The sequence below is a fragment of the Streptomyces macrosporus genome, from assembly GCF_039533145.1.
Lineage (GTDB): Bacteria > Actinomycetota > Actinomycetes > Streptomycetales > Streptomycetaceae > Streptomyces > Streptomyces macrosporus.
In genome coordinates, this window is sequence record NZ_BAAASZ010000006.1 from 113,228 (window position 1) to 138,583 (window position 25,356).

28 protein-coding genes, 1 tRNA gene and 1 pseudogene are annotated in these 25,356 nt (G+C 71.0%); 22 read left to right on the forward strand and 8 right to left on the reverse strand.

What is annotated here, in order from left to right; all coding sequences use genetic code 11:
- Positions 1-252: 252 nt before the first annotated feature.
- Positions 253-1,038, forward strand: a complete 786-nt coding sequence (locus ABD335_RS03450) for a class I SAM-dependent methyltransferase (RefSeq protein WP_344320533.1) — start codon at positions 253-255, stop codon at positions 1,036-1,038.
- Between the two features lie 42 nt (positions 1,039-1,080).
- Here ABD335_RS03450 and ABD335_RS03455 read toward each other — a convergent pair whose 3' ends face one another.
- On the reverse strand, positions 1,081-1,587 hold the full coding sequence (locus tag ABD335_RS03455) for a DinB family protein (RefSeq protein ID WP_344320534.1): 507 nt from the start codon (positions 1,585-1,587) through the stop codon (positions 1,081-1,083).
- Between the two features lie 329 nt (positions 1,588-1,916).
- Between ABD335_RS03455 and ABD335_RS03460 the strand changes: the two genes are divergently transcribed.
- Positions 1,917-2,207 (forward strand): hypothetical protein, encoded by a 291-nt coding sequence (locus tag ABD335_RS03460; protein WP_344320535.1) that lies wholly within the window; start codon positions 1,917-1,919, stop codon positions 2,205-2,207.
- Between the two features lie 196 nt (positions 2,208-2,403).
- Positions 2,404-5,211, forward strand: coding sequence for an MXAN_6230/SCO0854 family RING domain-containing protein (locus ABD335_RS03465; protein ID WP_344320536.1), 2,808 nt, complete (start codon positions 2,404-2,406; stop codon positions 5,209-5,211).
- A gap of 63 nt (positions 5,212-5,274) precedes the next feature.
- On the opposite strand, the gene ABD335_RS03470 is transcribed toward ABD335_RS03465, so the two are convergent.
- The gene (locus ABD335_RS03470) at positions 5,275-5,982 is read right to left on the reverse strand and encodes an AMIN-like domain-containing (lipo)protein (protein ID WP_344320537.1); all 708 of its coding nucleotides are present in this window, start codon (positions 5,980-5,982) and stop codon (positions 5,275-5,277) included.
- A 329-nt stretch (positions 5,983-6,311) separates the two neighbouring features.
- Between ABD335_RS03470 and ABD335_RS03475 the strand changes: the two genes are divergently transcribed.
- On the forward strand, positions 6,312-6,707 hold the full coding sequence (locus ABD335_RS03475; RefSeq protein WP_344320538.1) for a hypothetical protein: 396 nt from the start codon (positions 6,312-6,314) through the stop codon (positions 6,705-6,707).
- Between the two features lie 190 nt (positions 6,708-6,897).
- Here ABD335_RS03475 and ABD335_RS03480 read toward each other — a convergent pair whose 3' ends face one another.
- Positions 6,898-8,043, reverse strand: coding sequence for a serine hydrolase domain-containing protein (locus ABD335_RS03480; protein WP_344320539.1), 1,146 nt, complete (start codon positions 8,041-8,043; stop codon positions 6,898-6,900).
- 438 nt (positions 8,044-8,481) lie between these two features.
- Here ABD335_RS03480 and ABD335_RS03485 point away from each other — a divergent pair, with 438 nt between their 5' ends.
- The 5 genes from ABD335_RS03485 (at position 8,482) to ABD335_RS03505 (ending at position 13,464) form a co-directional block, all read left to right on the forward strand.
- The gene (locus ABD335_RS03485) at positions 8,482-8,883 is read left to right on the forward strand and encodes an NUDIX hydrolase (RefSeq protein WP_344320540.1); all 402 of its coding nucleotides are present in this window, start codon (positions 8,482-8,484) and stop codon (positions 8,881-8,883) included.
- Positions 8,884-9,490: 607 nt separating this feature from the next.
- Positions 9,491-10,021, forward strand: a complete 531-nt coding sequence (locus ABD335_RS03490; protein WP_344320541.1) for a hypothetical protein — start codon at positions 9,491-9,493, stop codon at positions 10,019-10,021.
- Positions 10,018-10,218: a hypothetical protein gene (locus ABD335_RS03495; RefSeq protein WP_344320542.1), complete on the forward strand. Its 201-nt coding sequence runs from the start codon at positions 10,018-10,020 to the stop codon at positions 10,216-10,218. The genes ABD335_RS03490 and ABD335_RS03495 overlap by 4 nt, the downstream gene beginning before the upstream one ends.
- 797 nt (positions 10,219-11,015) lie before the next feature.
- On the forward strand, positions 11,016-12,650 hold the full coding sequence (locus ABD335_RS03500) for a DNA methyltransferase (protein ID WP_344320543.1): 1,635 nt from the start codon (positions 11,016-11,018) through the stop codon (positions 12,648-12,650).
- Between the two features lie 106 nt (positions 12,651-12,756).
- Positions 12,757-13,464 carry a DUF4145 domain-containing protein gene (locus ABD335_RS03505; RefSeq protein ID WP_344320544.1) on the forward strand — a complete coding sequence of 236 codons (708 nt, stop codon included), beginning with the start codon at positions 12,757-12,759 and terminating at the stop codon, positions 13,462-13,464.
- Positions 13,465-13,856: 392 nt separating this feature from the next.
- On the opposite strand, the gene ABD335_RS03510 is transcribed toward ABD335_RS03505, so the two are convergent.
- The 4 genes and pseudogenes from ABD335_RS03510 to ABD335_RS03525 form a co-directional block, all read right to left on the reverse strand.
- Complete coding sequence (locus tag ABD335_RS03510; RefSeq protein WP_344320545.1) at positions 13,857-14,141, reverse strand: hypothetical protein; 285 nt, start codon at positions 14,139-14,141, stop codon at positions 13,857-13,859.
- Positions 14,138-14,449, reverse strand: a complete 312-nt coding sequence (locus tag ABD335_RS03515; RefSeq protein ID WP_344320546.1) for a hypothetical protein — start codon at positions 14,447-14,449, stop codon at positions 14,138-14,140. The genes ABD335_RS03510 and ABD335_RS03515 overlap by 4 nt, the downstream gene beginning before the upstream one ends.
- Positions 14,443-14,901: an ATP-binding protein gene (locus ABD335_RS03520; RefSeq protein ID WP_344320709.1), complete on the reverse strand. Its 459-nt coding sequence runs from the start codon at positions 14,899-14,901 to the stop codon at positions 14,443-14,445. Before ABD335_RS03520 ends, ABD335_RS03515 begins: the two co-directional genes overlap by 7 nt.
- Positions 14,902-14,931: 30 nt before the next feature.
- A pseudogene (locus ABD335_RS03525) lies at positions 14,932-15,324 on the reverse strand (NUDIX hydrolase); the annotation flags it as partial.
- Positions 15,325-15,433: 109 nt separating this feature from the next.
- Here ABD335_RS03525 and ABD335_RS03530 point away from each other — a divergent pair.
- The 10 genes from ABD335_RS03530 (at position 15,434) to ABD335_RS03575 (ending at position 22,287) form a co-directional block, all read left to right on the forward strand.
- Positions 15,434-16,222: a GntR family transcriptional regulator gene (locus ABD335_RS03530; RefSeq protein WP_344320547.1), complete on the forward strand. Its 789-nt coding sequence runs from the start codon at positions 15,434-15,436 to the stop codon at positions 16,220-16,222.
- Between the two features lie 205 nt (positions 16,223-16,427).
- Positions 16,428-16,778: an SCO3933 family regulatory protein gene (locus ABD335_RS03535; protein ID WP_344320548.1), complete on the forward strand. Its 351-nt coding sequence runs from the start codon at positions 16,428-16,430 to the stop codon at positions 16,776-16,778.
- Between the two features lie 3 nt (positions 16,779-16,781).
- Positions 16,782-18,161, forward strand: a complete 1,380-nt coding sequence (locus ABD335_RS03540) for an FtsK/SpoIIIE domain-containing protein (RefSeq protein ID WP_344320549.1) — start codon at positions 16,782-16,784, stop codon at positions 18,159-18,161.
- Positions 18,162-18,244: 83 nt separating this feature from the next.
- The gene (locus ABD335_RS03545) at positions 18,245-18,418 is read left to right on the forward strand and encodes a hypothetical protein (protein ID WP_344320550.1); all 174 of its coding nucleotides are present in this window, start codon (positions 18,245-18,247) and stop codon (positions 18,416-18,418) included.
- A 25-nt stretch (positions 18,419-18,443) separates the two neighbouring features.
- Positions 18,444-19,082, forward strand: a complete 639-nt coding sequence (locus ABD335_RS03550) for a DUF2637 domain-containing protein (protein ID WP_344320551.1) — start codon at positions 18,444-18,446, stop codon at positions 19,080-19,082.
- 14 nt (positions 19,083-19,096) lie between these two features.
- Positions 19,097-19,288 (forward strand): mobile element transfer protein, encoded by a 192-nt coding sequence (locus tag ABD335_RS03555; RefSeq protein ID WP_344320552.1) that lies wholly within the window; start codon positions 19,097-19,099, stop codon positions 19,286-19,288.
- A gap of 12 nt (positions 19,289-19,300) precedes the next feature.
- On the forward strand, positions 19,301-19,495 hold the full coding sequence (locus ABD335_RS03560) for a hypothetical protein (RefSeq protein WP_344320553.1): 195 nt from the start codon (positions 19,301-19,303) through the stop codon (positions 19,493-19,495).
- Between the two features lie 125 nt (positions 19,496-19,620).
- Complete coding sequence (locus ABD335_RS03565; protein WP_425583542.1) at positions 19,621-20,961, forward strand: replication initiator; 1,341 nt, start codon at positions 19,621-19,623, stop codon at positions 20,959-20,961.
- Entirely contained in the window at positions 20,954-21,136 is a 183-nt protein-coding gene (locus ABD335_RS03570) for a helix-turn-helix domain-containing protein (RefSeq protein ID WP_344320554.1), read from the forward strand. Before ABD335_RS03565 ends, ABD335_RS03570 begins: the two co-directional genes overlap by 8 nt.
- Positions 21,136-22,287, forward strand: coding sequence for a tyrosine-type recombinase/integrase (locus ABD335_RS03575; protein WP_344320555.1), 1,152 nt, complete (start codon positions 21,136-21,138; stop codon positions 22,285-22,287). The genes ABD335_RS03570 and ABD335_RS03575 overlap by 1 nt, the downstream gene beginning before the upstream one ends.
- A gap of 89 nt (positions 22,288-22,376) precedes the next feature.
- Here ABD335_RS03575 and ABD335_RS03580 read toward each other — a convergent pair.
- Positions 22,377-22,452 (reverse strand) — tRNA-Thr (locus ABD335_RS03580).
- A gap of 194 nt (positions 22,453-22,646) precedes the next feature.
- On the opposite strand from ABD335_RS03580, the gene ABD335_RS03585 reads away from it, so the two are divergent.
- The 3 genes from ABD335_RS03585 to ABD335_RS03595 all read left to right on the forward strand — a co-directional run bounded on the left by ABD335_RS03585 (position 22,647) and on the right by ABD335_RS03595 (position 25,278).
- Entirely contained in the window at positions 22,647-23,765 is a 1,119-nt protein-coding gene (locus ABD335_RS03585; protein WP_344320556.1) for an ABC transporter ATP-binding protein, read from the forward strand.
- A gap of 255 nt (positions 23,766-24,020) precedes the next feature.
- On the forward strand, positions 24,021-24,437 hold the full coding sequence (locus ABD335_RS03590) for a hypothetical protein (RefSeq protein WP_344320557.1): 417 nt from the start codon (positions 24,021-24,023) through the stop codon (positions 24,435-24,437).
- Positions 24,438-24,534: 97 nt separating this feature from the next.
- Entirely contained in the window at positions 24,535-25,278 is a 744-nt protein-coding gene (locus tag ABD335_RS03595; protein WP_344320558.1) for a nucleotidyltransferase family protein, read from the forward strand.
- Positions 25,279-25,356 lie beyond the last annotated feature (78 nt).

Here is a 25,356-nt window from a genome sequence, read left to right on the forward strand (position 1 = left end):
CGACGCGGGGGACGCGGCCGTGGCGGCCAGCACGAGGGCGGCGGCGCAGCCGGCGAGCCTTCGGAAACGGCGGCGTCGCGGGGAGGGGCAGTGGGGTGACGTCGTTGTCGTCATGGCGCGCTCCCTGATCGAACGGACGGGCGGATGGGGAAGTTACCGTGGGTAACGTAGCGGCCGTCCGGACGGCCGACCAGATGCGGGACAAGCCGAAATCCGTTGCCGCCCACGGCGGGCCTCCGGTCCAATGCCCCCATGACCCCTTCCGACGGGCACGACGACCGCACCGGAACCAACGGCCACACACGTCTGAACCAGCGCTACTGGGACGAGGAGGCCGCCGCCTCCCACGGCCCGCTCGCCCGCGGCCACTGGTCGCGCACCGAACCGGCCTGGGGCCTGTGGTCCACCCCCGAGTCCGAGCTCTCCCTCCTCCCCGACGACCTCGCCGGGAAGCGCGTCGTCGAGCTGGGCTGCGGCACCGCCTACGTCTCCGCCTGGCTCGCGCGGGCCGGCGCCCGCCCGGTCGGCGTGGACCTCTCCGAACGGCAGCTCGCCACCGCCCGCGCCCTGCAGGAGGAGTTCGGCCTCGACTTCCCCCTTCTCCTCGCCGACGCCGAACGGGTCCCCTGCCCCGACGGCACGTTCGACCTGGCCGTCAGCGAGTACGGCGCGTCCCTGTGGTGCGACCCGCGCCGCTGGATCCCGGAGGCCGCACGGCTCCTGGCCCCCGGCGGGCGGCTGGTGTTCATGCGGTACTCGCCGCTGTTCGCGCTCTGCGCGTCCCCGGAGGGGCGGGCGTCCACCACCCTGCGACGTCCGCAGTTCGGCATGGGCCGCCTGGAGTGGGGGAAGCGCGTGGAGTTCGTGCTGCCGCACGGCGAGATGATCCGCGTCCTGCGCGACGCCGGCTTCACCGTCGAGGACCTGATCGAGATCCGCGCGCCCCACCCCGCACCCCGGGACTACCACGAGGTCTCCGCCGAGTGGGCGCGCGACTGGCCCTGCGAGGAGGTCTGGAAGGCCCGCCTGGGCGGCTGATCCCGCCCGGCCCCGGCGAACCGACCGGACCGGGCGGGGAGTTCACACCCCGGTGACGCCGTCGATGCCCTCCCGCAGGAAGTCGGCGTGTCCGTTGTGGCGGGCGTACTCCTGGATCACGTGGAGCACCGCCAGACGCAGCGACAGCTCCTCGCCCGTGCGGTGGTGGCGGCCCGTCACGTCCAGCGACTCCGCCTCCCGCTCGATCCGGCGCGCGTGCTCCACCTCCGCCTGCCAGGCGTCGAACGCCTCCGCCCGCGTGGCCGTGCTCGCGTCGTACGCCACCTGGAAGTCGCCCTCGTCGGACCAGACCAGCGGGACGTCCTCGCCGGCGATCATCCGGCGGAACCACGCGCGCTCCACCTCGGCCATGTGCCGCACCAGGCCGAGCAGGGAGAGCGTGGACGGCGGCATGGAACACCGGCGCAGTTCCTCGTCGTCGAGGCCCTCGCACTTCATGGCGAGCGTCGCCCGCTGGACGTCGAGGTAGGCGCGCAGCATCTCGCGCTCTCCCGCGGTCATGGACGGTTCGATGCGTTCGACGCTCACGGTCGGCTCCTCGCTCATCGGGACGGGACGCCGACGATGCTCCCACCCGGCGACCCCGACCGGCGAGCGGCCGTGCGCCCCATACCGGCTCCATGAGCCCGCCGCCCCCGCCCCGCTCCCGCCGGTCTCGGGGCTCCCACCGGTTCCGGGACCGGCGCCACACGCGATTCGACGTCCCCGACCCGATCCTCGTCGCGTGTCCGGCCTGCGGAGGGGACGCGCGCGTCGTCAGGATTCCGCACGAGCCCGGCCATCCCCTCTTCCCGGCGCTCGCGCCCCGGCGCCTGGTCTGCCGCACCTGCGGCCTGTCCCGGACGCGGAGCGGCGGCGTGGACTTCCACCGGGGTTCGGGCGGGTCCGCGCGGGACCCGTACCTCGGCCTGCCGCTGCGGCTCCGGACCAGGACCCGCCACGGCCCGCTGTGGGCCTACAACCTCGAACACCTCGACCCGATCGAGCGGTACGTGCGGGCCAGGCCGCGCGAACGGGCCCACTGGTACGACCCGGGCACGGAGAAGACGCCGGTGGCCTCCCTGCCCGTGTGGATCGAGCGCGGGAGGAACCGCGATGAGATCCTGCGCGCCGTCGACCGCGTCCGCGCCGCGTCGCCGGACCCCTGACACCCCGCCGCCACCCGGGAAAACCGTTCGCCGACCGTCGGACCGGCCCTCTAGGGTGAGGGCCACGCGGGGGCGGCTCCGCGGCGTGCTTCCTTCTCATCTCTTCTCTGCAAAAGATCCCGAGCGCGCCCACTCCCCGCCCCCGCGCCGCTTTTGCCGAGCGGCGTCCTGTCCGCTTTTCCACGGGGGTGTGAGCATGACGGTCACGCGTGCCGGCGACCGTACCGACGTCACGACGGCCACGGCCGCGGACGACCTCGAAGGGCTGCTGCTGCGGCGCTTCTCCACCGTGTACGTCGACGCCCGCACGGACGGGGAACGGACCGATCCCCACCTGAACGCCAGGGGGTTGACCGCCCTGGAGGCCGACCTCGCCCGGCGCGGCTTCGTCCTGACGGCCCCGCTGCGCGCCGCGCTCGCCGCCCTGCCCCCGGCCGACCTGGCCGAGCACGGCATCCGGCTGCTGGGCCGGATCGACGCGCTCCTCGGCGCCGACCGCGAGCACGTCCCGCTGTTCCGCGGCTTCCCCGACGCCGTGCCGGACCACGCGCACAGCCTCTACAGCGAGCGCATCCTGGCCTTCCTGCTGAGCCAGCCGCACCAGCCGTGCGTGTCGTGCGGTCGCACCGGCGACATCGGCGCGCTCGCGCCGTGCGCCCATCTGGTGTGCTCGGAGTGCCTGGCCCGGGCCGCCGAGGAGGAGCGCGCGGAGGACGCGTACGCCGAGCGCCGCTTCCCCTGCCCGGTGTGCGGCGCCCACGTGGACGACCGCGAGGCCCCGTACCTGGACCCGTCCGCGTCGCGTCGCCCGCGGGCGGCGAAGGCCCGGCGGACGGCGGAGCGGCGGGACGAGGCGCCGCCGTCGCTGCGTCCGCTGCGCCTGGGCGAGGGCGCCGGACCGCGGGACGGCGCGGGCCTGGTGCTCGCCGGCCTGCTGGCCCGCCGCACCCCGCTGTCGACGCAGGACCGCGAGGACCTGGCCGCCGTCCTGCCCCACGCCGACCCGGGCCTGGAGTGGCTGCCGGAGGAGATCCCGGTGCGCGAGACCAAGGCCGCGGTCCTGGCCGCGCTGCTGGACGGCCCCGACACCGCCCCGGCGGCGCGGGAGGCGCTGCGCACCCGGCTGGACACGGCCACCGACGTGCTGCGTCTGCTGTGGGCGTACTCCGGCGCCGAGCCGGACCTGCTGGTCCCGCCGCGTCTGCGGTCGCTGCCGCGTCCGCTGCGCCGCGCGCTCCTGGGCGTGCTCGACGCCCTGCCGCCCGAGCTGGTGGCCGAGGACATGCTGCGCAGGCCCCAGGCGTGGAAGCGCGTGGGCGAGGTGTTGCACCCCTTCGAGCACCAGGGCCGCTTCCCGCGCGCCGCGGTGGCGTTCGCCGCCGTGCGCGGCACCGACCTGGGGTCGGGGAAGGCGTCGGGGAAGGCCGGTCGGCTGGTGGACGCGGCGGCCGGGCTCGGCGACCGGGCGCGGCTGGTCGCGGGCCGTCCCGGCGGGGCCGTCCGCGTGGCGGTGCGGACCTTCGCCTCCGAGGTCGAGGAGCTGCTCGCGGCCGGGGACACGGCGGGCGCCACCGCGCTGCTGCTGCGCCGCCCCGGTGAGCTGGTGCGCCGGCTGCACCACCTGCTGCGCGTCCACAGCGTGTGGACCGCGGGCGACGAGGCCGCGCCCGACCTCCCGCCGGGCCTGCTCGACGGGCTCCCGGGCGCCCTGCGCCGGGTCGGTCCGGGTCCGCTGCTGGGCGCCTGGGGGCGGCTGCGCGTCCCGCACGAGGCGGGCGAGCGGCGGGTGTTCTTCCCGCGCGGCACCATCGCCCTCGCCCACGGCGTCGACGACCACGCCCCGCCGGTGTCGCGCGCCGCGGCCGAGGCGGTGTGCGCGGCGCTGGAGGAGGAACTGCTGCGCCGCGCGCGCGAGTCCGCCGGCGAACCGCGCGGCGCCGCCGTCCTCGACGCGGGGCTGGCCGATCTGGTGGTGCCGTTCGCCGAGCGGGCGGCGGCCAGGGCGCTGATCGCCGTACCGCGCGGCAGCCGCCGGGCGCTGCCCGCCGGCGGGCGGATGCGGCTGTTCCTGCACTGGATGGAGCAGCGGGGGCAGCGGGTCGACCTGGACCTGTCGGTGGCGCTGTACGACGCGGAGTGGCGCTTCGTCGGCCTGTGCGACTACACCCATCTGGTCTTCGCCGACCGTGCCGCGGTCCACTCGGGCGACCACACCTCCGCCCCGCCGCCGAACGGCGCGACGGAGTTCGTCGACCTGGACGCGGAGGCGCTGGCGGCGGCCGGGGTGCGGTACGCCGCGGTGGTGGTGTTCAGCTACAACGACGTGCCGTTCGACGAGTTGGCCGACGCGTTCGCCGGCGTCATGCCCCTCGCCGCCCAGGACGCCGGGAAGAAGACGGGCCGTCACGGGCGGCAGTACGACCCGGGGCGGGTCCGGCAGCGGTTCGACCTGGCGGGCCACGCCCGGGTGTGCCTGCCCATGGTCCTGGACCTGGCGGGACGCACCGCCCTGTGGACGGACACCAACCTGTCGGTCTCCGGCGGCCTGCACAACGTGTACCGCCACCGCGACCGTCTGGGCCGGCTCGCCTCCGACCTGACCGTCCACTTCGCGCCCGGCGCCCGCGCCACCCTGTGGGACCTCGCCGTCCGCCTGGCCGCGGCCGGTTCGCCGGAGGTGTGGGTCCGCTCGGCCGACGGGCTCTCCCTGGCCCGCTACCGGCGCGGCGCGGAGGAGGGCGTCGACGCCTTCACCGCCCGCGTCCTGGAGGGGTACGCCCACGACGGCCTGCGCACGGGGACGACGGAGGAGATCGACGAGGCGCTCGCCGGGGTGCTCGGCGAGGCCGGCCGCTTCGCCGCGCTCGTCCACGGCGACGTCCCGGCCCGGTGGGAGAGCGGCGACCTCTACCGCCTCTTCCCGGGTGCCCTGGACGCCGGTCTCGGCCCGGACGTCCGCCTCCTCACCGCCGGCGACCTCCTCGCCCGTTTCGCCCCGGCCTGAGCCCCGCCCCCGGGGTCTTCCGGCCTCCACGGCCGGAAGACCCCTCACGCGCGTTCCGGGGCGTCAGCCCGCCGCCTCGTGCGCGATGTCGACGACGATCTTGTTCTGTCCCGTGGTCACCCGGAAGCCCGGCCGGCCGTCGCCCCGGCGGGCGTCGACGCCGATGCCGAAGCGGGTGTCCCCCTCGAAGTAGCTGACGAGTTTCAGCCCCCGGACGGTGGGGGTGGTGCCCCCGCCGAGGTCCGTCCCCGGCTCCTCGGGCTCGGCCCGGGTGAAGACGAGCATCATCCGGTGCTCGCCCGCGACGGGGATCTCCTCGCCGGAGCCGTCCTGGTGCAGCGCGTCCACGTACTCGGCGACGTACGCGGGAGCGCCGCCCGCGAAGTCGAAGACGACCCGGTCGTAGGTGTCGTGGACGCCCACCCGCACTCCCGTCAGCACGGCGAGCTCGGTCTCGTCCGCCCCTCGGGCCCGCCCCGACTTCCGGGAGGCGTCCCGCGGGGTGTCGGCCGCCGTGTCCGCCGTCCCGTCCCCGCGCTCGGGCGGACGGGTGGACGGCCGGACGGACTCCCGGGGCGCGGACGGGGCGGAGGTGGCTCCTCCGGACGCGCCCGGGGAGGACGAGGCGGTCTTCTCGGGCGGGGTGGCGGCGGAGGGCTTCGCCGCCGTCGGGGCCGGACTCCCGGCGTTCTCCGTGCCCCCTCCTCCGCAGGCCGCCAGCAACAGGGCGGACGTGAGGGCGATCGCGGCCAAGGTGGAACGACGTGTCACTGCGTGCTCCTGGAGGTAGACGACCGGGTGTGGGAGACACCGGACTTCCCGGGCGAGCACGCTCCCCCGAACGTCGGATTCCCCTGATCGCGCTCACATGCGTACGGCGTCCAGCGGATCGACTGCCACCGTAACAACCACCGTGATCCCCCCGAAAGGGTGCATTCTTGCCGATTTCCCGGCCTCGGAGCACGTCCGAGCGGCCGGCGGGAGCGTTCCGGAGTGCCCGCGCCCACGGTGGACACCCGATCCCCGAAGGGCCGCGGGCACGGCGGGACACGGCGAAACACGGCGAAACACGGCGAGGCAGGACGAGACGAGGAGGCCCCATGGGCGACTGGCTGTTCATCGTGCGCCCCGCGGACACGGCGGACGGCGAACCCTCCACCAAGGACCGCTATCTGGAACTGGCCGAGACGGCGCCCCGGAGGGAGTGGTGCCTGTCGCGCCGGCGCCGCGTGGCCGCCGGGGACCGCCTGTGGATCTACTTCGCCTCCCCCGTGCGGGAGATCGCCGCCGTGGCCGCGATCGAGGGCGAACCCCGCGCGGCGCCCGAGAACCCCCGGCAGCCGTGGAAGTTCCCGGCCGCGCTCCTGCCGGACGCGACGCGCAGACTCCACCGCGACCCCGTCCCGCTCCGGGCGCTGAGCAACCGCCATCCGCAGGGCGTGACCCGGGTGAAGGACGAGGACCTTCCGCTCCTGCTGCGGCACGCGGGCCTGTGACGGCGGGCGAGCGCGAGGGACGGCCCGGACTCGCTCCCGTCCGAGGCCCCGTCACGTCCCGGCCCACCGGGCATCCGTGACGCGGCCCTCCGTCCTGCCCCGCCGTGCCCCCGCCGCCCGTGGGCCGTGCCGCGCTCCGGCAGGCGGCCCGTCCCGGTCGGACCCCGGACACTTCAGGCCCGCGGGCGCTTCAGGCCCCCAGGCACTTCCGCACCGCCGCGACCAGGTGGTCCACGCGGTCGTCGTCGGAGCCGAGCATGTGGTTGGCGACGTAGCCGAAGCCGACGCCGTACTCGTCGTCGCCGAAGCCCATCGGGCCGCCCGCCCCGTCGTGGCCGAAGCTGCGCGGGCCGAGCATGGGGCAGGAGGGGCAGTCCAGCTTGAAGCCGGTGCCCCAGCGCGTGCCCAGGTCGGGGATGCCCGACCAGGACGGGCCGGACGACAGTTCGCGGACGATGTCGTCGAGGGTGTTCCGGGACAGCAGACGGGGGACGACGCCGTCGATGCCGGTGGCCGCCGCCGCGTACAGCGTGGCCAGGCCGCGCGCCGTGGAGGCCCCGCCCGCGCCGGGGAACTCGGCGGCCAGCACCCGCGGGGAGCCGTAGCCGTGCGGGTCGTCGGTGCCGGGGAAGACGAGCGCGCCGTTCATCGTGAGGATGCGGGTGATCAGCGAGTCGGCGGGCGGCAGCGGAATCCCGCCGTCGGGCTCCTTGACCCTGGCCAGCCGCGGGATCTCCTCCTCCGGTACGCCGATCCAGGTGCGCAGGCCCAACTCGTCGGCGACGGCCCTGCGGAGGTACGCGCCGGGGGTGAGCCCGGTGATCCGCCGGATCACCTCGCCGACGAGGAAACCGAAGGTGTGCCCGTGGTACTCGATCGCCTCGCCGGGCTCCCACAGCGGCTCCTGCTCCTCCAGGGCGCGGACCACCGGGGTCCAGGCGGTGATCTCCGCAAGGCTCGGGGTGCGGTCGAGGGCGGGCAGCCCGGCGCGGTGCGCGAGCACCGTGCGCGTGGTGATCCGCTCCTTGCCGTGCCGGGCGAACTCCGGCCAGTACCGGGCCACCGGGGCGTCGAGGTCCAGCTTCCCCTCCTGGTCGAGGAGCAGCGCGCACAGGGTGGTGACGCCCTTGACGGCGGAGAAGATCGGGGCGGCGGTGTCCTTCTCCCAGGGCCGGCCGGTCCGCTCGTCGGCGATGCCGCCCCACAGGTCGGCGACCTCGCGCCCGTCCACGAACACCGTGACGGCGGCGCCGAGTTCACCGCGCTCGGAGAAGTTCCGGCGGAACGCGTCGGCGACGGCCCCGTACCCCTCGTCCGCCCATCCGCCGTGTTCCATGGTCTCCCCCGCTCTCGCGCACCTGTCGGTCGGCGGGCCACGATACGTGCCCGGCCCACCGCGTCCGAGCGATTTTCCGGTCACGCGGGGCGCGGGGGCGTCAGCCGGTGACGAGGGCCCGGAGATCGGTCCCGGCGTCGTCGAAGTCCATCGCCGGAACGAGGTCGCCCCTGACGATGCCGTCCCCCGGGGCGGTCGCTCTGAGGCGGGTTCCCGGAGCGGTCCGCACGTTCGGGCACCGCGGACGGCGGCAGCCGGACGGGCCGTGTGCCGGAAATCCGCCCGCCGGCCCGCGGCGGTGTCGGAGGCAGCGTCGGAGGCGTGCCGTCCGCGGGCCGGCGAGGGACCGGGACGACCTCCACCACCGGCCGCGGAAGCCGTGATTCCGCGACGGTAGGGTCCTTCCTGTCCGGATTTCCTACGAGTGAGGGCAGGGCGATGTCGATCCTGATCGACAAGGTGGCGTGGGTGCGGGTCGAGAACGGGAAGGTCCTCGCCGCCCGTTCCCGGGGGAAGGACACCTGCTACCTCCCCGGCGGCAAGCGGGAGGAGGGCGAGAGCGACGTCCAGACCCTGGTGCGCGAGATCCGGGAGGAGCTGAACGTGACCCTCGTCCCGGAGACCGTGGAGTTCCTGGGCACGTACGAGGCCCGGGCCCACGGCCGCGCGGAGGGCACGGTGGTGCGCATGAGCTGCTACACCGGCGACTACCGGGGCACACCGGCCGCCTCCGCGGAGGTCGAGGAGGTCCTCTGGCTGACCCACGCCGACCGCGACCGCTTCTCCCCGGCCGGCCGGCTCGTCCTCGACGACCTCAAGGCGGCGGGGAAGCTGGACTGAACCCCCGGCACCGGCCCGGGGCCACCCCGCCCCCGCGCGACCGCGCACGGCCTCGCTCCAGGCGGGACCCGGCAGGTACCCCTCGTCCGCTTCCGGGCCGTACACCCCGTCCTGGGACGTATCGCGCGTGAACACCCCCTCGGCGACCCGCCGGTCGACCATCCGCTCCGCGAGCGGCCCCGCCCCCTCGGTCGCCCGACCTCCTCCCCTCCCGTCCCCTCCCGGCCGTTGACGCCCACCGTGCCGGCCGCCGTCGACAGCGGACCGGCACCCGAATCCGGCCGGGAGCGGGGGCGACGGCGCGGGGAACCCCGACGGCCGGAGCGCCTCGTCCCCCACCGACATCACCCGTGCCGACCCGCGGCGGAACACCACCGAAACCCGGTCGGCCGTCGGCCGGGCACCCGCTGCCCCCTGTGCCTCGACGACCTGGCCTCCCGGAGCGGAACCGCCTACCCATCCCCGGTCCCTTCTGCCAGAATCCACAGGGGGTGTCATGGGGGGAAACGAGCGGGACGAATCGTCGCGTCCGGACCGTTTGGTCCGACGGGTGGCGCAGGGGGCGGCGACTGTGGGTTTTGTCGCTGCCGGGCTGTTCGGTTGGTTCATGGCGGGGGCGTTTCTGACGACGGACGGCACCGCCGACGCGGCTCCGCGTGATCCGTGCTCCCTGGTCGCGTCGGAGGAGCTGCGCAGGATCGTTCCGCTGGCCCGCGTGACGCACCGGGCCACGCCACGACACGAGGTGCGCAACGAGGCCGAGTGCGAGGCGACCAGCGGCGACGGCTGGGTGGAGAAGGGCCGTTACGGACGGCTGAGTGTCGACTTGGAGCGACATGGGACCACCCGCTTCGGAAGCGGCTGGGAGGAGGCGCGGGACTCGTTCGACCGGTCGAGGGAGTACGCGGCCGGCGACGGCAGTGCTCCTCGAAAGGTGCCGGGGCTCGGGGAGGAGGCGTTCGCCGAGGCCCGGTTCGAAACGTCCGGTGCGAGGGCCGAGAACCGAGCCGAGGCCGACGTGACCGTACTGCTCGGCCGGGACGTCCTCACGGTCCGCTACACGGCCGAGCCGAGCAGCCCGGAGCGGGCTCGTCGGGTGGCCGTGGCCGTGGCGAGAACGCTCCTGGAGAAGCTGTGAGCAGCACGATGACCCCGGCCGCGCGCACGACCCTGCTGATCGTGGCGTCACTCGTCCTCACGGTCCTGGGCAGCGGAGCGCTCAGTGTCCGGGTGCACAACGAGCGGGAAGCCGACCGTCGGGCGAGGGTCGAGCAGCACCGGCCCGACGCAACGACGCCTCTCCCCGATCCGTTCGTCGACCCGCCACGGCGCTGAGCACCGGGCCCCGGCCTCTCCCCGAGCGATCGAGGCCGGCGGAGCCGACGTGCCGGCCGGACGCACGCTCCTCCGCTCACGCCCACCGCCTCCCGCCGATGCCACCCGCGGACGTCGAACGCCCCGGACCTTCCCTGGTCCGGGGCGTTCCCGCTGCTCGTGCGTGGAGCCGCCTGTCGGGCTCGAACCGACGACCTTCGCTTTACAAGTTCGATCACCGAGCTGTGCGACCTGCCCAGCTCTCACGCCCCTGACAGATCCTGATCCTCGTGCAGCCGCCTCGATCTGCTGTCGTCCGGGGACGTTGATGTCATCTAGTGATGTCACCACGCCTCGTCACCGCTATAGGAGGGCGGTAGGACCGCACCTCGCCTGATCTGCAGCGTCGTGCCAGCGTCGTGCCCTGTCCCTGCCCCCGGCGCCGTACCTGCCACTGACCGTGGCTTACCGCTGGATCTGGCACGCCTGTGACACATCGGCTAGCCAACTGCCTGAGCTGCTGACGGTCTGCTGTGGTCGGTCTCGCCGTCTTAGCTGTCACCTGGGACCGTGCAGGTGCTTGCGCGGCTGCCGACCACTGTGCAGTGACCAACAGGCATGCTCAGGACGAGCCTTCAGGGGCGCAGGGAGGGTTACCCACAGGCGTTGTAGTTACTGGTCCCTCCTGTTGTACTGCTTCTTCAGTGAGGTAAGAGACCATGCTGACCGGTGCTCTCAAGACGAACGGTTGTGGGCGGACCCTCAGGACAGTGCAGGAAGCGACCCCTTGGCCTGCTGCTGTCTGGCAAGATTCCAACATGGCTAGGAGGGACTCAGAAGCGGTGTGGCGCAATAAGCTGTACTACGGAGATAACCTGGATGTGCTGAGGGAACACATCCAAGACGAGACCGTTGACCTCGTTTACCTTGACCCTCCGTTCAACTCCAACCGCTCTTACAATGTACTTTTCAAGGAAAAGAGCGGCGCTGAGTCACCAGCTCAGATCGAGGCGTTTGGTGACACTTGGTCATGGAGTCACGAGACAGAATCACTTTTTTCGGAGTTGATTAATGGGCCTTACCCGAATTCAGCAAAAGATACTCTCGAAGCCCTGAGAAAACTACTCGGAGAAAACGACGTTCTCGCTTACCTCGTGATGATGACGGCACGTTTGGTCGAGCTTCGAAGGGTATTGAAGCCCACAGGATCTCTCTATCTCCATTGCGATCCAACCGCAAGTCACTACCTCAAGATTATCCTTGACTCCATTTTTGGGCCGAAGAACTTCCGCAATGAAATCAGTTGGCAGCGAGCAGGGGCCAAGAATGATTCATTGAGGTACGGCAGGAGCCATGACGTCATCTTCTTTTACACGGTTTCAAGTAAGTTCACCTGGAACCAGCAGTACACTCCCTTTGACCAAGCGACGATCCTGAAAAATTACACGCATGTCGAAGAGGGTACCGGAAGGCGATATCGCAGGGGGGATCTAACTGCAGCTAAAGGGGGAGGGGATGTTGACTTTGAGTGGCACGGAGTTAGGCCCTACAAGGGGCGACACTGGGCGTACTCACGCCAGAAGCTTGATGAGATGTACGCCGCGGGTCGCATCGAATTCAGAAGCACTGGAATGCCGGTCTATAAGCGTTACCTGGACGAGCAACCCGGTGTTCCACTTCAGGATATTTGGACAGACATCCGCCTAACCTCTGCCGATAAGGAGCGTCTAGGATACCCCACTCAAAAGCCGACGGCGTTGCTGGAAAGAATTATTAAATCCAGCAGTAATCCTGGTGACCTTGTGCTCGATCCGTTCTGCGGATGTGGCACGACAGTAGATGCTGCGCAGAAATTGGAGCGTCGATGGGTGGGAATAGACGTTACGACACTGGCTATCGACTTGATTGATGCGCGATTGAGGCACACCTACTCAGAGTCAGTCCAAGATTCATACGAAATTCTAGGTATACCGAAGGACCTTCCTGGCGCGGAGAAACTATTCCGGGCTTCGCCGTTTGAGTTCGAGCGTTGGTGCGTAATGCTCGTCGACGGCCAGCCTAACGAACGGCAGGTCGGGGACCGGGGTGTCGATGGCGTGATCCGCATCCCGATTGATTCCAAGGGTGGGTCACATCGCGTTCTGGTATCTGTCAAGGGCGGTATTTCCGTAGGTCCGATGCACGTACGCGAACTGGTGGGGGCGGTGGAGTCCCAAAAAGCTGCGATGGGCGTGCTGATTTCGATGAAAAATCCCACTAAGGCCATGGTGGAGGCGGCTAACCACGCTGGCGTATACACATATACCAACGGGCAGAAGTTCCCTAAGGCCCAGATCATTACAGTGAAAGAACTACTTGAAGGTAAGCGGCCAAACCTTCCGACGGCCCTACTTCCGTACTATCAGGCGCAGCGCCGTTATGATGACGGCCATGAGCAGATGAAATTGATCTGAGGTGGGTGCCATGCGTGCACACTTCCATCGCGAAATGTTCGAGGCGCTCTCGGGCCCTTTCCTTGAGTGGCCTGACTTCCCGTGTCCACATTGCCGTCTCTCCTCCATGGAGCCGACTGTCGAAATTTTTGAGGACCCCGAGAGCGTGTTGGCACGCAACGACCCCGACTGGGATCCAAGCAGGATGTTTGGTTTTTTCCATGGAACCTACGGATGCTCGCGGCCTCAATGCAAGAAAACGCATGCCATTGTAGGGGCTTGGAAAGCGGAATGGGATCCTGACCTCAGTATTGATGAGGAGTTTGACGAGGTAGCTAATTTTGATGAGGCTTCCGTTCCTAAAAGTTACGAGGTCCGTTTTGCGGTCCCTCCTCTACCCATGATGGACCTACCGGATAAAGTTCCGAGTTCGGTGCAAGATCTCATCATTTCGGCTTCATCCGTCATTCTTTCCGACCCGAGCGCAGCGGCTAATAGAATCAGGTCCGCAATCGAAGCCACACTTGATGATAGGCGCATAAGGAAGCTGAAGCCCAACAGAAGCCCCCTTGAGACGCATAAAAGAATTGAGGCGTTTCAGGAAAAGAACCCCGATGCGGCGTCTCATCTTATGGCCATGAAGTGGATAGGGAACCTAGGGAGTCATGAGCGGACTCCGTTGCCGTTGAACATGGTGCTTGATGGGATTGAGCTCTTCACGCAAGCTTTGGAGTTAATCTACGACAATCGGTATCAGAAGCTTGCGCGTAGAGCTGCTGAAATCAATAAACTAGGAAGGCGGCTTCGCCCGCCCAACGCTAACAACGGTCTGTAGAGCGTTGTGGTGCCTTTGTTCAAAGGCCGGAGCGCTAGTAAAGAGTCGGCGGAGCGGGTTTGGGCGGTGTCCTGCCCGGGCTGGGGTCGGGCATGGCCAGGGGGCCGTACGCTGGTCGGCAACTCGGGCAGGCTGTGGACCTGCCCGCAATGTGTCCGAGTGGCCCCCTGGGCTTGCTCGACGCGGGTCCCGGACCGGGCAGGTGCGTAAAGCCGTCGGAGCCGACCCCCAGCCACGACGGCGCCTGGTCGGCAACCATCTGGCGTGCTGCTGGTGCGCGGCTGGCGGACGCCGGGGCGGAGCGGGGCGAAGACAGGAGCGCAGGCCCGGCGGGGAGCCGGGCCGCGCGCGGCGAGCGGCAGCGAGCCGCCTTGAACTCGTAGAGAAGGTTGTTACTCAGTCGGCCGGTTGGGCCGGCGCTGGCGGTCCTGCTCGATGTCCTGGGCAACTGTTTCGGCTGCCCGGATGACGACCTGGAGGCGGTGGAGTACGTCTCGGCGGGCGGCTTCGATCAGCTCGTGGTGCGTGGCCTGGTCGGTGCTGGTTCTGGGAACCCAGAAGCCGCGGTGGCTGTGGTCGGAGACGACGTGTTGGCAGGCACGGACGACGGCGTTCAGGGCGGCGGTGATCTCGTAGCGGTACAGCTGGTCGTTGTCGGCGGCGCGGTCGGAGGTCATGGGTGCTGCCTCGGGGTTGGTCGGGCGGTGAGCAGGTAGCGCACGGCGTCGTCGAAGACCGTGTAGCTGTACATCGCGCCGTGGGCGAGGACGGCCATCGCGTGCTCGTGCTCCTGGTCGTCGTCGAGCCAGTGCAGGACGGGCCGCGCGGCCGGTGGGTCGAGCTGGTCGCTGAGGTGGCGGGCGCGGTGCCGTAACCAGCGCAGGGCAAGCCGCGGTGAGCTGGTGGGGTGGGAGCCGAGCCAGAAGGTGCGGCCGTCGTCGGGGGTGTGGGCGATCACCTCGCACCAGTAGAAGCGGGTCAGCATGGCTGGGCTTCCCGTACGGCCGACTGCGGTGCGGAGGCGGGGAGGTGAGCGGTCACCGTGTGGCCGTGGCCGTCGTGGTGGACCTCCATGCCGATGGCGAGGAGAGCGACGATGGCCAGTCCTCGGCCGTGGGTGGCCTCGGTGTCGGGGTGAGTGATCCGCGGGTGGGTGGTGCTGTTGCCGGTGTCGGTGACGGAGATCGTCACGGCCTCGACGGTTCGGGTGATGGTGACGCGGAAGGCGGGCCCGGTGGTGTGGGTGACCGCGTTGGCGCCCAGCTCGGTCACGATCAATGCCGCGTCGTCGGCGCACGGGTTGTCGTCGAGGATGTCGCGGGTCCAGCGGCGGGCGCGGCCGACCTCGGCCGGGAGTCTCGGACAGGAGAGTTCCCAGACCCGCACCGTACTCGTATACTCATCCATACAAGTCTCCTCGTGCTGGTAGGCCGCCATGGGCAGTGGGTTCGGGCTAGACGAGTTTCCGCCGTCGTGCGCTCGGACGGCCGGCGGGGACGCCGCGTCCAGGGCGTCCAGCACGCGCACCGCGTACGCCTCGTCGGCCAGCTCGGTGACTTCCTCGCGGGTGGCCCAGCGCAGGGCGCGGGTCTCGTCACCGGTGGTGGGGGTGCCGACGATCGCCTCGCAGCGGAAGACGAGCGAGACGATCAGGCCGGTCATGTTCTTGTAGACGCCGGTCAGGGTCGCCGGAAGGGCGATCTTGAGGCCGGTCTCTTCGAGGACCTCGCGCTGGAGGGCCTCGGGGATGGTCTCCCCGGCTTCGAGGACTCCGCCGGGCGGCTCCCAGTGCCCGTTGTCCCTGCGCTTGATCAGCAGGGCCCGGCCGCGGTCGTCGACGATGACTCCGGCGACGCTCACGGAATGGGGGCGTTCAGCGGTACTCACGTTCTCGACTCTCCTCGCTGGCTAGGCTCTCCACCGTAGCAACGACACTCAGCCTCTCGTCTAGATATCCAAAGGAGTAAAGATGGCGGCCTCCCCCTCCGGCGCTCTCGGAGCGCTGGACCCGACCAGCGACCGTGCGGTGTTCCGGCAGATCGCCGACCAGATCCGCGAGGCCATCGACAGGGGCCGGTTCAAGGAGGGCGACAAGCTGCCGTCCGAAGCCGAATTGGTCGAGCACTACGGCGTATCGCGGATGACCGTGCGGAACTCGCTGGCGATCCTTCAGACCGAGGGCCTGGTGGTCTCCGAGCACGGCAGGGGCGTCTTCGTCCGGCCGCGTCCGCCCGTGCGGCGTCTGGCCTCCGACCGCTTCGCCCGGCGTCACCGCGAGCAGGGGAAGTCGGCGTTCATCGTGGAGGCCGAGGCGGCGGGGAGCAAGTCGGAGGTGGACAGTCTGGAGGTCGGGGAGGAGCGGCCGAGTCAGGACATCGCCGCGCGTCTGGGCTCGCCGCGCCGGGTGCTGGTCCGCCGGCGCCGGTACCTGCTGGACGGGCGGCCGGTGGAGTTCGCCACCTCCTACCTCCCGCTCGACCTGGCTCGCAACACCCCGATCGCCCAGCCCAACCCCGGGCCCGGCGGCATCTATGCCCGGCTGGAGGAGCTGGGGCACCGGCTGGACCACTTCGACGAGGAGATCAAGGCCCGGATGCCCACGCCCCAGGAGGTGCGGACGCTGCGCCTGGCCTCGGGTGTGCCGGTGATCCACCTGGTGCGCACTGCGTACGACACCGAGGGGCGCGCGGTGGAGGTCTGCGACACGGTGATGGCCGCCGACGCTTACGTCCTGTCATACCGGCTGCCGGCCACCTGACGGCCTGGGGTGGCGAGGTGCGGTGCGGCCTGGTGGTCGGCTTCTCTCGACTCGTACACACCCATAGGCATACTCGTATAGACGAGTGAGCAAGCTGTGTGGCACAGTGGTCCGCGTTCCCGGCTGACGCGGGATCACTTTGACGCATCTTGTCTAGACGACTAGACGCCGATGGCTTCCGTGTACCTCAAGGAGAGAAGAAACGTTGCGCACCATCCGTGTGGAGACCTCAACCGCCACGATCCTGCTGACCGAAGCCCCTGAGAAGAAGGTCCGCGACCGGCAGACCGGCGAAGTCGCCAAGGACGCCGTGACCGGCGAGACGCTGATGACGGTCGGCGTCGTCTACATCGACGAGGGCGAGTCCGCGCTGATCCGGGTGACCGTGCCGGAAAGCGGCGTCGCCGAGGGGCTGACCCTGGGCGCTCCGGTGTCCCTGCCGGGCCTGGTGGCCAAGCCGTGGGAGAACGTGTTCAACGGCCAGCAGCGCCACGGCATCGCCTACCGGGCCGCCGCCGTGATGCCCGGCACCGTCCCGGCCGCGGTGGGGGCCTGACCGATGGCGGACCTGATGACGTGGCTGGAGGTGGGCGGTCCCGTTGCCGTGCTCGGTGGTGGGGCCGCCGCCTGGGCCAAGTCCCGGCACCCGGCGGCCTACTGGCCCACGGTGGGCCTGCCGGTGTCGGTGGCGCGGCTGCTGACCTCGTACGGCTCGGTCATGGACTCCTGCGGGCTGACTGTCCCGCCCTCCCGGCTCCGGGCCTTGGCCACCTGGGCGACGACCCGGCGAGAGGTCCGGCCGGTGCCGCCCCGTCGGGGCCTGATCCGTCCGACCTCGACCGGCCTGCGGGTCCGGCTTCGGCTGGCACCGGGGCAGGAACCGGCCGACCTGGCGGCCTCGGCCGAACGGCTCCGCCACGCCTGGGGCGTGCACGCGGTGTACGTGGCGGAGGTCAAGCCGGGCGTGGTCGAGCTGCGCCTGGTCGGCTTCGACGTGCTGGACCGGGTGCGGATGCCGCGCGGTGTCGAGAGCGACTTCCTCGCCGTGCCGGTGGCGCTGCGGGAGGACGCGACCGCGTTCGTCCGCGACTACCAGGCCGTTCCACATGAACTCGTGCTCGGCGCCACGCTGTCGGGCAAGTCCATGTACCTGCGCAACCTCCTCGCCGGCCTGGCCCGGCAACCGGTCGCACTGGCCGGGATCGACTGCAAGCGCGGGGTGGAACTGGCCCCCTTCGCCCCGCGCCTGTCCGCCCTGGCCACCGATCCGGACGAGGCGGCCGAGCTGCTGCCCGCGCTGGTCAAGGAGATGGAGGACCGCTACGACTTGATCAAGGCCCGACAGGGCATCGCCCCCGGCACCCCAAACGAGGACATCACCTCGGACGTCTGGGGCCTGCCCGACGACGAGCGGCCGGTGCCGATCGTGCTGTTCGTCGACGAGGTGGCCGAACTCTTCCTGGTCGCCACGAAGAAGGACGAGGAACGGCGCGACGCGATGGTCACCCAGCTCATCCGCCTCGCCCAGCTCGGCCGGGCCGCCGGGATCTACCTGGAGGTCTGCGGGCAGCGCTTCGGCGCCGAGCTGGGCAAGGGCGCCACCATGCTGCGGGCCCAGCTCACCGGCCGGATTTGCCATCGGGTGAACGACGAGGCCTCCGCGAAGATGGCGCTCGGCGACATCGCCCCCGAAGCGGTCGAGGCGGCCTGCTCCATCGCCCCGGAGCGGCCGGGCCTGGCCGTGGCCGGTGACACCTCCGGCGGCTGGTCCCGCATCCGCACCCCCTACCTGTCCCTGAGTGACGCTGCCGCCGTCTGCCAGGAGACGGCGCACCTCCTCCCGGACGTACCCGCCCTCGACCCGTTCCGGCCGCGCGTTCCGGCGGTCCCGGTCGAGCGGCCGACTCCGCTGGTCGCGCCGCGACCGGTGACCGACTGACTCACCCCGTACCGACGGCCGGCGCGACCGCATCGCGCCAGTCCCTACCCCACCCATGCCAGAAACCGGAAGGAGGTGCCCGGATGCGCCCCGACATCGAGCGGGCCGTGCGGCTCGTCGCTCAGGCCGTCGCCGACGGGGATCTGGCCGCCGCCGTGACCGCTGCCCGCGCCGCCTACCGCGTGGCCGACGAGGACGGACGGCGGGAGTTGCTGCTCTACCTCGGCCCTCGCGCCGCGACCGAACCCCTCAACTGACCAGACCTGGAAGGAGGTGCCACCGATGCGCCGCTACCTGATCCGGCTGGACGCCGTGCTGATTCAGGCCGTCATCGCCGGTGCCCTGTCGTTTGCGCATCTGCACGACCTGGCCGAAGCGGCCGGACAGCACGGCTGGAAAGCTTGGGCCTACCCCATCAGCGTGGACCTGCTGCTCGTCGCGGCCTGGCGGCGCCTGCGCTCGGGCAACGCCACGGCGGCCGGGTGGTGCTGGTTCATCACCGCCCTGACCGCCTCGCTCGGCGCGAACGTCGCCACCGCCGGGCTCCTCGACCTGGGCGACGTGCCCGACTGGCTGCGCATCCTCGTCGCCGGCTGGCCCGCGGTCGCCTTCCTCGGCGGCACGCTCCTCGCCCACTCACCCCGCGCTGCGGCGCCGGATGAGCCGGACGAGGACGCCTCCGAGCTGCCCGCAGCTGCCGACCCCGAGCCGGAACCAGAGCCCGAACCGGCCCGGCCTGCTGCGCCGGCCCCGGCGCTTCCGGCGGCTCCCGCCGTCCCGGCCGCGCTGGTCGAGCACGCCCGGAAGGTCGCCGACGCACACCGCGCCCGGACCGGCGCCCCGATCGACACCGACACCCTGCGCGCTCGCCTCGGCGTCCCGCCCGCCCTGGCCGATGCCATCGCCGCTCACCTCGCCTGACAGGAGGACCGCTCATGTCCGCGCGCCGCCGCTTCCGCCGCGTCGTCCGCATCGGCCCCGTGCAGGTCGGCACCGCCTACGACGGCCGGGGCCGTGAGAAGCACACCGCCGCCTGCACGGCTCCGCGCTGCGGCTTCTCCGCCGACTACGACAGCCGGGCCGCCGCCGAGCTGGCCGCCCGTACCCACCGCTGCCCCGTCCGCTGACTGGAGGTTTCCGTGACCGTCTCCCTGCCCCTGGTCCTCGTCCTGGGCGTCATCGCCTGGGCCGCCGTGAAGTTCCTCGGCATCCGCCTGTGGGTCGTCGTGGTGATCGCCCTCTTCGGCTTCTACCTCGCCGACACCTTCCTTGCCCCGGCCATCGACACCGGCACCCGCACCGGAGTCGAGATCGTCAACGGCACCAACGACTAACCGGCCGGTCGGGGCGGCCTCGATACCGCCAAGCATCCCGCCGCCCCGACCGGCCTCGCTCCCTCATCCGACCCGCAAGCCAGAGAAGGAGAGTCCTCATCATCCCCCGCACCACCCCGCCGCCGCTGAAAGAACTCGGCAGACTGGCCTCTTGGGGTAGCCTGCCCGGCCTGGTCCGCCAGCTGACCGGCCTCGGCGGCTGCGCGCGTCCGATCCGGCTCGCTGGCTACCGCGCCGAACACGCCGTCGACACCACCACCGGCGAGATCGGCCCCGAGCTGCACCGGCTGGACTCCACCGACCTGCCCGCCGGTCACCTGCTGGTGCGCTGCAACAACCGCCGCACCACCCGGTGCGCCACCTGCGCCGAGACCTACCGCCGCGACACCTACCAACTGATCACCGCCGGCCTGCGCGGCGGCAAGGGCACCCCCGAGCAGGTCGCCGCGCACCCGCGCGTGTTCGCCACCTTCACCGCCCCCAGCTTCGGCCCGGTCCACAACCGGCCCGACGCCGGCCGCTGCCGCTGCGGTGTCCGCCACACTCCCGACGATCCGGCCCTCGGCACGCCGCTGGACCCCGACGGGTACGACTACGAGGCGGCCGTGCTGTGGAACGCGCACGCCGGGGCCCTCTGGCGGCGCTTCTCGATCTACCTGCGCCGGGAGATCGCCAAGCGGGCCGGCCTCACCCAGCGGGCGTTTAGGCAGTACGCGCGGGTGTCCTTCGCCAAGGTCGCCGAGTACCAGAAGCGCGGCGCGGTCCACTTCCACGCCGTGATCCGCCTCGACGGCCCGACCGGCGGCGACACCCCGCCGCCGTCCTGGGCCAGTGCCGAGCTGCTGACCGACGCCATCCGGGCCGCCGTGGCCGCCGCCCGGATCACCGGTCCGGTCCTCGACGGACGGGCGCACACCTTCGCCTTCGGTCGCCAGCTCGACGTGCGGGTCATCCGCTCGGCCGACCTCGGCGGCGGCACCGAGCTGACCGACCGGGCCGTCGCCGCGTACATCGCCAAGTACGCCACCAAGGGCGCCGAGACGGCCACCGGCACCCTGGACCGGCCGCTGAGGTTCCTCGCCGAGCTGGCCGGGCTCGACCTCTCCGACCACGCCCGGCGCATGATCCGCACCGCCTGGGCCCTCGGCGCTCGGAAGGACCTGGCACACCTGCGGCTGCGGGCCTGGGCGCACATGCTCGGCTTCCGCGGCCACTTCTCGACCAAGACGCGTCGCTACTCCACCACCCTCGGCGCCCTCCGCCAGGCCCGCGCCGAATGGCGACGGCTCCAAGCGACCATCGCGCGCGGCGAGACACCCCACGATCCCGCTGCCGAGCCGGAGGAAACCACGCTCGTCCTCGGCCACTGGGCCTTCGCCGGTACCGGCCTGACCCCTGGTGAGCAATGGCTCGCCAACTCCCTCACCCCCGACACCAGCACGGAAGGAGAAACCGCCCATGCCTGATGAGGAACTGCTCACCGTGCCGGAGGTGATGGCTCGGCTCCGGCTCGGTCGCTCCACGGTCTACGACCTGATCCGCTCACGCCGCCTGCCCTCGGTCACCATCGGCCGGTCCCGGCGCATTCCCGCCTCGGCGCTGCGGGAGTTCATCTCTCACCAGATGGCGGAGGCGGCCTGATGCCCGGACAGCACAAGCGCAATCCCAACGGCGCGGGGACGATCACCAAGCGGAAGGACGGTCGCTATCAGGCGGCGGTCTACGTCCTCCAGCCGGACGGCACCCGAGCCCGGAAGTTCGCGTACGGCAAGACGTGGGCGGAGTGCGACACGAAGCGCCGTGAGCTGCTGGACAAGGCCGCGCAGGGCATCCCGGTGCCCACCCGGTCAGCGAAGCTCGCCGAGTGGCTGCCGTACTGGCTGGAGAACGTCATCAAGCCGAACCGGAAGCGGACGACGTACAGCAAGTACGCGATGCACGTCCGGCTCTACCTCGTACCGCTGCTCGGCTCCAAGCGGCTGGAGACACTGAGCCCGCGCCACGTGCGGACCTTCGTCGCCGAGGTGTCCCGCAAGGCGTCTCCGGCCACCGCCAAGGAGGCTCACCGTGTGCTGCGGACGGCGCTCACCTCGGCCTGCCGTGAGGAGCTGGTGACGCGCAACGTGGCGAGCCTCGTCGAGCCGCCGAAGGTGGTCAGCCGCGAGTCGTCGCCGTGGACGCTGGACGAGACGCTGACCTTCCTGGAGGCCGCGCGCCGCGATCCGCTGTATGCCGCCTTCGTCCTGGCCGTGGCCATGGGTCTGCGGCGCGGGGAGATTCTCGGCCTGCGCTGGTCGGACGTGGACCTGGAGAACCGCGTCCTGCGGGTCAGCAAGCAGGTTCAGCGGGTCGGCGGTGAGCTGTACGAGGACACCACCAAGACCGGCCGGGCCCGGCCCGTTCCCCTCCCCCTGATCTGCCTGGCGGCGCTGCGCTGGCACCGGATGCGGCAGCGTGAGGCGGCCCGGCGGAAGGGCGAGGAGCTGTCGCCGTCCTCGTGGGTGTTCCGCACCCGCAACGGCCGTCCGATCGATCCGCAGAACATCAACCGGTCCTTCTTCCGGATCACGGACTCGGCCGGCCTGCGGCGTATCCGGCTGCACGACGCCCGGCACGGCTGCGCCACGCTGCTTGCCGCGGCCGGGGTGGCTCCCCGTGTGGTGATGGAGATCCTCGGGCACAGCCAGATCAGCATCACCATGGACGTCTACACGCACGTGGCGCAGGACACCCAGCGGGAGGCGATCAGCCACATGGACCGGCTGCTCAGACGGCGCATCGACCGTGGGTGACCGCCCTCGTTGATGTCACCTGTGGATGTCAGACGGATGTCAGAAGCCCCGGACCGATCATGGTCCGGGGCTTCGTCCCTGTTCAGGGCTGGAGCCGCCTGTCGGGCTCGAACCGACGACCTTCGCTTTACAAGAGCGGCGCTCTACCAGCTGAGCTAAGGCGGCGTGCGCTGTCGCGCGTACGCAGTCTACCTACATCCCGGGCGAGAGCGGCCGGACTTTTCGTCGGGTGCGAACTGCTGACAACGAGTGCCCCTCCGGGTTACGGTCAGCGCACGTTCGCACGGGATCACACCCGTGGAACGACACCTTTACTCGGATCGTCCGGCACGTTCCTGCCGGTGAAGGAGACAATCGACATGGCCACGGTCACCTACGACAAGGCCACCCGGATCTACCCGGGTGCCGACAAGCCCGCCGTCGACCAGCTCGACATCCAGATCGAGGACGGCGAGTTCCTCGTCCTCGTCGGCCCCTCCGGTTGCGGCAAGTCCACCTCCCTGCGAATGCTCGCGGGCCTGGAGGACGTCAACGGCGGCGCCATCCGCATCGGTGACCGTGACGTCACCCACCTGCCGCCCAAGGACCGGGACATCGCGATGGTGTTCCAGAACTACGCGCTGTACCCGCACATGACCGTCGCCCAGAACATGGGCTTCGCGCTCAAGATCGCGGGCGTGCCGAAGGACCAGATCCGCGCGAAGGTCGAGGACGCCGCCAAGATCCTGGACCTGGTGCCGTACCTGGACCGCAAGCCCAAGGCGCTCTCCGGTGGTCAGCGGCAGCGTGTGGCGATGGGCCGCGCGATCGTCCGCGAGCCGCAGGTGTTCCTCATGGACGAGCCGCTGTCGAACCTCGACGCCAAGCTCCGCGTCCAGACCCGTACGCAGATCGCCAGCCTCCAGCGCCGTCTGGGCATCACCACCGTGTACGTCACCCACGACCAGACCGAGGCCATGACCATGGGCGACCGGGTGGCCGTGCTCAAGGACGGCGTGCTCCAGCAGATCGACGCGCCGCGCCGCATGTACGACAAGCCGGCCAACCTCTTCGTCGCGGGCTTCATCGGCTCCCCGGCGATGAACCTGGTCGAGGTGCCGATCATCGACGGCGGCGTGAAGTTCGGCAACAGCGTGGTCCCGGTCGAGCGCGAGGCGATCGCCGAGGCCGCGAGCAAGGGCGACAAGACCGTCACCGTCGGCATCCGTCCCGAGCACCTGGACGTCGTCAGCGGCGAGGGCTCGGGGATGTCCAAGGACCAGCCCGCCGGTCTGGCCGTCACCGTGAACGTCGTCGAGGAGCTGGGCGCCGACGGCTACGTGTACGGCACCGCCGAGGTCGGCGGCGAGGCGAAGGACCTCATCGTCCGCGTCGGCGCCCGCGAGATCCCGGAGAAGGGCTCCCAGATCCACGTGGTGCCGCGCGCCGGCGAGACCCACGTCTTCTCCACCTCCACCGGTGTGCGTCTGAGCGACTGAGCCTCGTCCGGCCGGCCGGTTCTCCCACCACGGCCGGACGACGGTCGACAGGGGCCCGTACCACCCGCGGCACGCGGGGGTACGGGCCCCTCTTCGCTTGTCCGGAAGGGGAGTTCGTCAACACGCCGCGAGCGATGTGCGGGTCTCCATCACTCAGGGGGGTGACCAAATGTCGCCAAATCACTACTCCTCGCTACCATCGAACCGCCCCTCAACGGGCTCCCCGAAACCGTCCTCGCGAGGAAGGCTCCAGCAGTGAATCCGGTAGCGCGCCACATCGGCAGGACTCTCGCCCTCGTCCTCCCGGTCGTCCTGGTCCTGTCCGGGACCCTCGCCGTCACCCGTGTCCCCTGGGCGGCCTCGCCCCACGGGACCCAGGTCCTCACCTCCTCCTCGGAGCGGACGGCGCCCCGGGGCGAGCCCCGTGCCCGGCACGAGGTGGTGCGCGACCGGCTCGTCGCGGAGCTCCAGGAGAAGGACCCGGGCGTCGCCCTGACGGGCCTGCAGGAGGAGATGAACCGCAGGCCGTCCCTGGCGAAGCACTGCACCTCCATCGCGCGGGCCCTGGGCCGGGCCGCGGTGCGGAAGTACGGCAGCGCCCACCGCGCCCACGCGTACTCCCGGCCGGTGTGCGACACCTCCTTCGCCGCGGGGATCGCCGAGTTCCGCTGACCGACGTGCGCCCCGGGCGCCCCCCGGCAGAGCCGGGCGCCCCGGGGAATACCGGGTACCGGGTGGGCGCGGAAGCGGCTGCGCATATCGTCTCCGCATGACTCTCGACGCCCAGTTCGCGCACATCCACCCGACCCAGGCCGTGGTCCTGGCCGGTGGCCAGGGTTCACGGCTGCGCCCGTACACCGACGACCGTCCCAAGCCGATGGTCGAGATCCCCGGCACCGGGACTCCGATCATCGGCCACCAGCTCGCCTGGCTGGCCTCCGAGGGCGTCACCGACGCCGTGATCTCCTGCGGCCACCTCGCCGAGGTGCTCCAGGAGTGGCTGGAGAGCAACGAGCTGCCGCTGAAGGTGACGACCGTCGTCGAGAAGGAGCCCCTGGGCCGCGGCGGCGGTCTGAAGTACGCCGCCGCCTCGCTCCCCCGCCCCGACGAGCCGTGGTACGCCACCAACGGCGACATCTGGACGCGTTTCCCGCTGCGCGAGATGGCCGAGTTCCACGCCGAGCGCGGCGCCACCGCCACCGTGGCGCTGGCCCGTCCGCGCATTCCCTGGGGGGCCGTGGAGACCGACGAGTTCGGGCACGTCCTGGACTTCATCGAGGCCCCGCCCTCGCCGTACCTGATCAACGCGGGCGTCTACGTCTTCTCCGCGCCCTTCACCGCGATGCTCCCCGACCGCGGCGACCACGAGCGGACCACCTTCCCGCGCCTGGCGCGCGAACGCGCCCTGGCGGGCTACCAGATCCCGCAGGGCGCGTACTGGCGGGCCATCGACACCGCCAAGGACCTCACCGAGGCCGCCAAGGAGCTCGCGACCCACGGCCGCTCCCGCTAGGCGTCCCCGCTCATCGCTTCCGGAAAGGCGTCCCGAGTACCGGTCCGGCCGTGGTCCCACCGCCCGCGCGGGCGGTGG

Bases quoted from the DNA above. Each gene is read 5' to 3' on its own strand.
- ABD335_RS03450 (WP_344320533.1), top strand. From the start codon at position 253: ATGACCCCTTCCGACGGGCACGACGACCGCACCGGAACCAACGGCCAC.
- ABD335_RS03550 (WP_344320551.1), top strand. From the start codon at position 18,444: ATGCGCCGCTACCTGATCCGGCTGGACGCCGTGCTGATTCAGGCCGTC.
- ABD335_RS03505 (WP_344320544.1), top strand. From the start codon at position 12,757: ATGGAGCCGACTGTCGAAATTTTTGAGGACCCCGAGAGCGTGTTGGCA.
- ABD335_RS03475 (WP_344320538.1), top strand. From the start codon at position 6,312: ATGGGCGACTGGCTGTTCATCGTGCGCCCCGCGGACACGGCGGACGGC.
- ABD335_RS03575 (WP_344320555.1), top strand. From the start codon at position 21,136: ATGCCCGGACAGCACAAGCGCAATCCCAACGGCGCGGGGACGATCACC.
- ABD335_RS03515 (WP_344320546.1), bottom strand. From the start codon at position 14,449: ATGCTGACCCGCTTCTACTGGTGCGAGGTGATCGCCCACACCCCCGAC.
- ABD335_RS03570 (WP_344320554.1), top strand. From the start codon at position 20,954: ATGCCTGATGAGGAACTGCTCACCGTGCCGGAGGTGATGGCTCGGCTC.
- ABD335_RS03530 (WP_344320547.1), top strand. From the start codon at position 15,434: ATGGCGGCCTCCCCCTCCGGCGCTCTCGGAGCGCTGGACCCGACCAGC.
- ABD335_RS03545 (WP_344320550.1), top strand. From the start codon at position 18,245: ATGCGCCCCGACATCGAGCGGGCCGTGCGGCTCGTCGCTCAGGCCGTC.
- ABD335_RS03490 (WP_344320541.1), top strand. From the start codon at position 9,491: ATGGCGGGGGCGTTTCTGACGACGGACGGCACCGCCGACGCGGCTCCG.
- ABD335_RS03520 (WP_344320709.1), bottom strand. From the start codon at position 14,901: ATGGCGGCCTACCAGCACGAGGAGACTTGTATGGATGAGTATACGAGT.
- ABD335_RS03500 (WP_344320543.1), top strand. From the start codon at position 11,016: ATGGCTAGGAGGGACTCAGAAGCGGTGTGGCGCAATAAGCTGTACTAC.
- ABD335_RS03465 (WP_344320536.1), top strand. From the start codon at position 2,404: ATGACGGTCACGCGTGCCGGCGACCGTACCGACGTCACGACGGCCACG.
- ABD335_RS03480 (WP_344320539.1), bottom strand. From the start codon at position 8,043: ATGGAACACGGCGGATGGGCGGACGAGGGGTACGGGGCCGTCGCCGAC.
- ABD335_RS03485 (WP_344320540.1), top strand. From the start codon at position 8,482: ATGTCGATCCTGATCGACAAGGTGGCGTGGGTGCGGGTCGAGAACGGG.
- ABD335_RS03585 (WP_344320556.1), top strand. From the start codon at position 22,647: ATGGCCACGGTCACCTACGACAAGGCCACCCGGATCTACCCGGGTGCC.
- ABD335_RS03540 (WP_344320549.1), top strand. From the start codon at position 16,782: ATGGCGGACCTGATGACGTGGCTGGAGGTGGGCGGTCCCGTTGCCGTG.
- ABD335_RS03595 (WP_344320558.1), top strand. From the start codon at position 24,535: ATGACTCTCGACGCCCAGTTCGCGCACATCCACCCGACCCAGGCCGTG.
- ABD335_RS03555 (WP_344320552.1), top strand. From the start codon at position 19,097: ATGTCCGCGCGCCGCCGCTTCCGCCGCGTCGTCCGCATCGGCCCCGTG.
- ABD335_RS03510 (WP_344320545.1), bottom strand. From the start codon at position 14,141: ATGACCTCCGACCGCGCCGCCGACAACGACCAGCTGTACCGCTACGAG.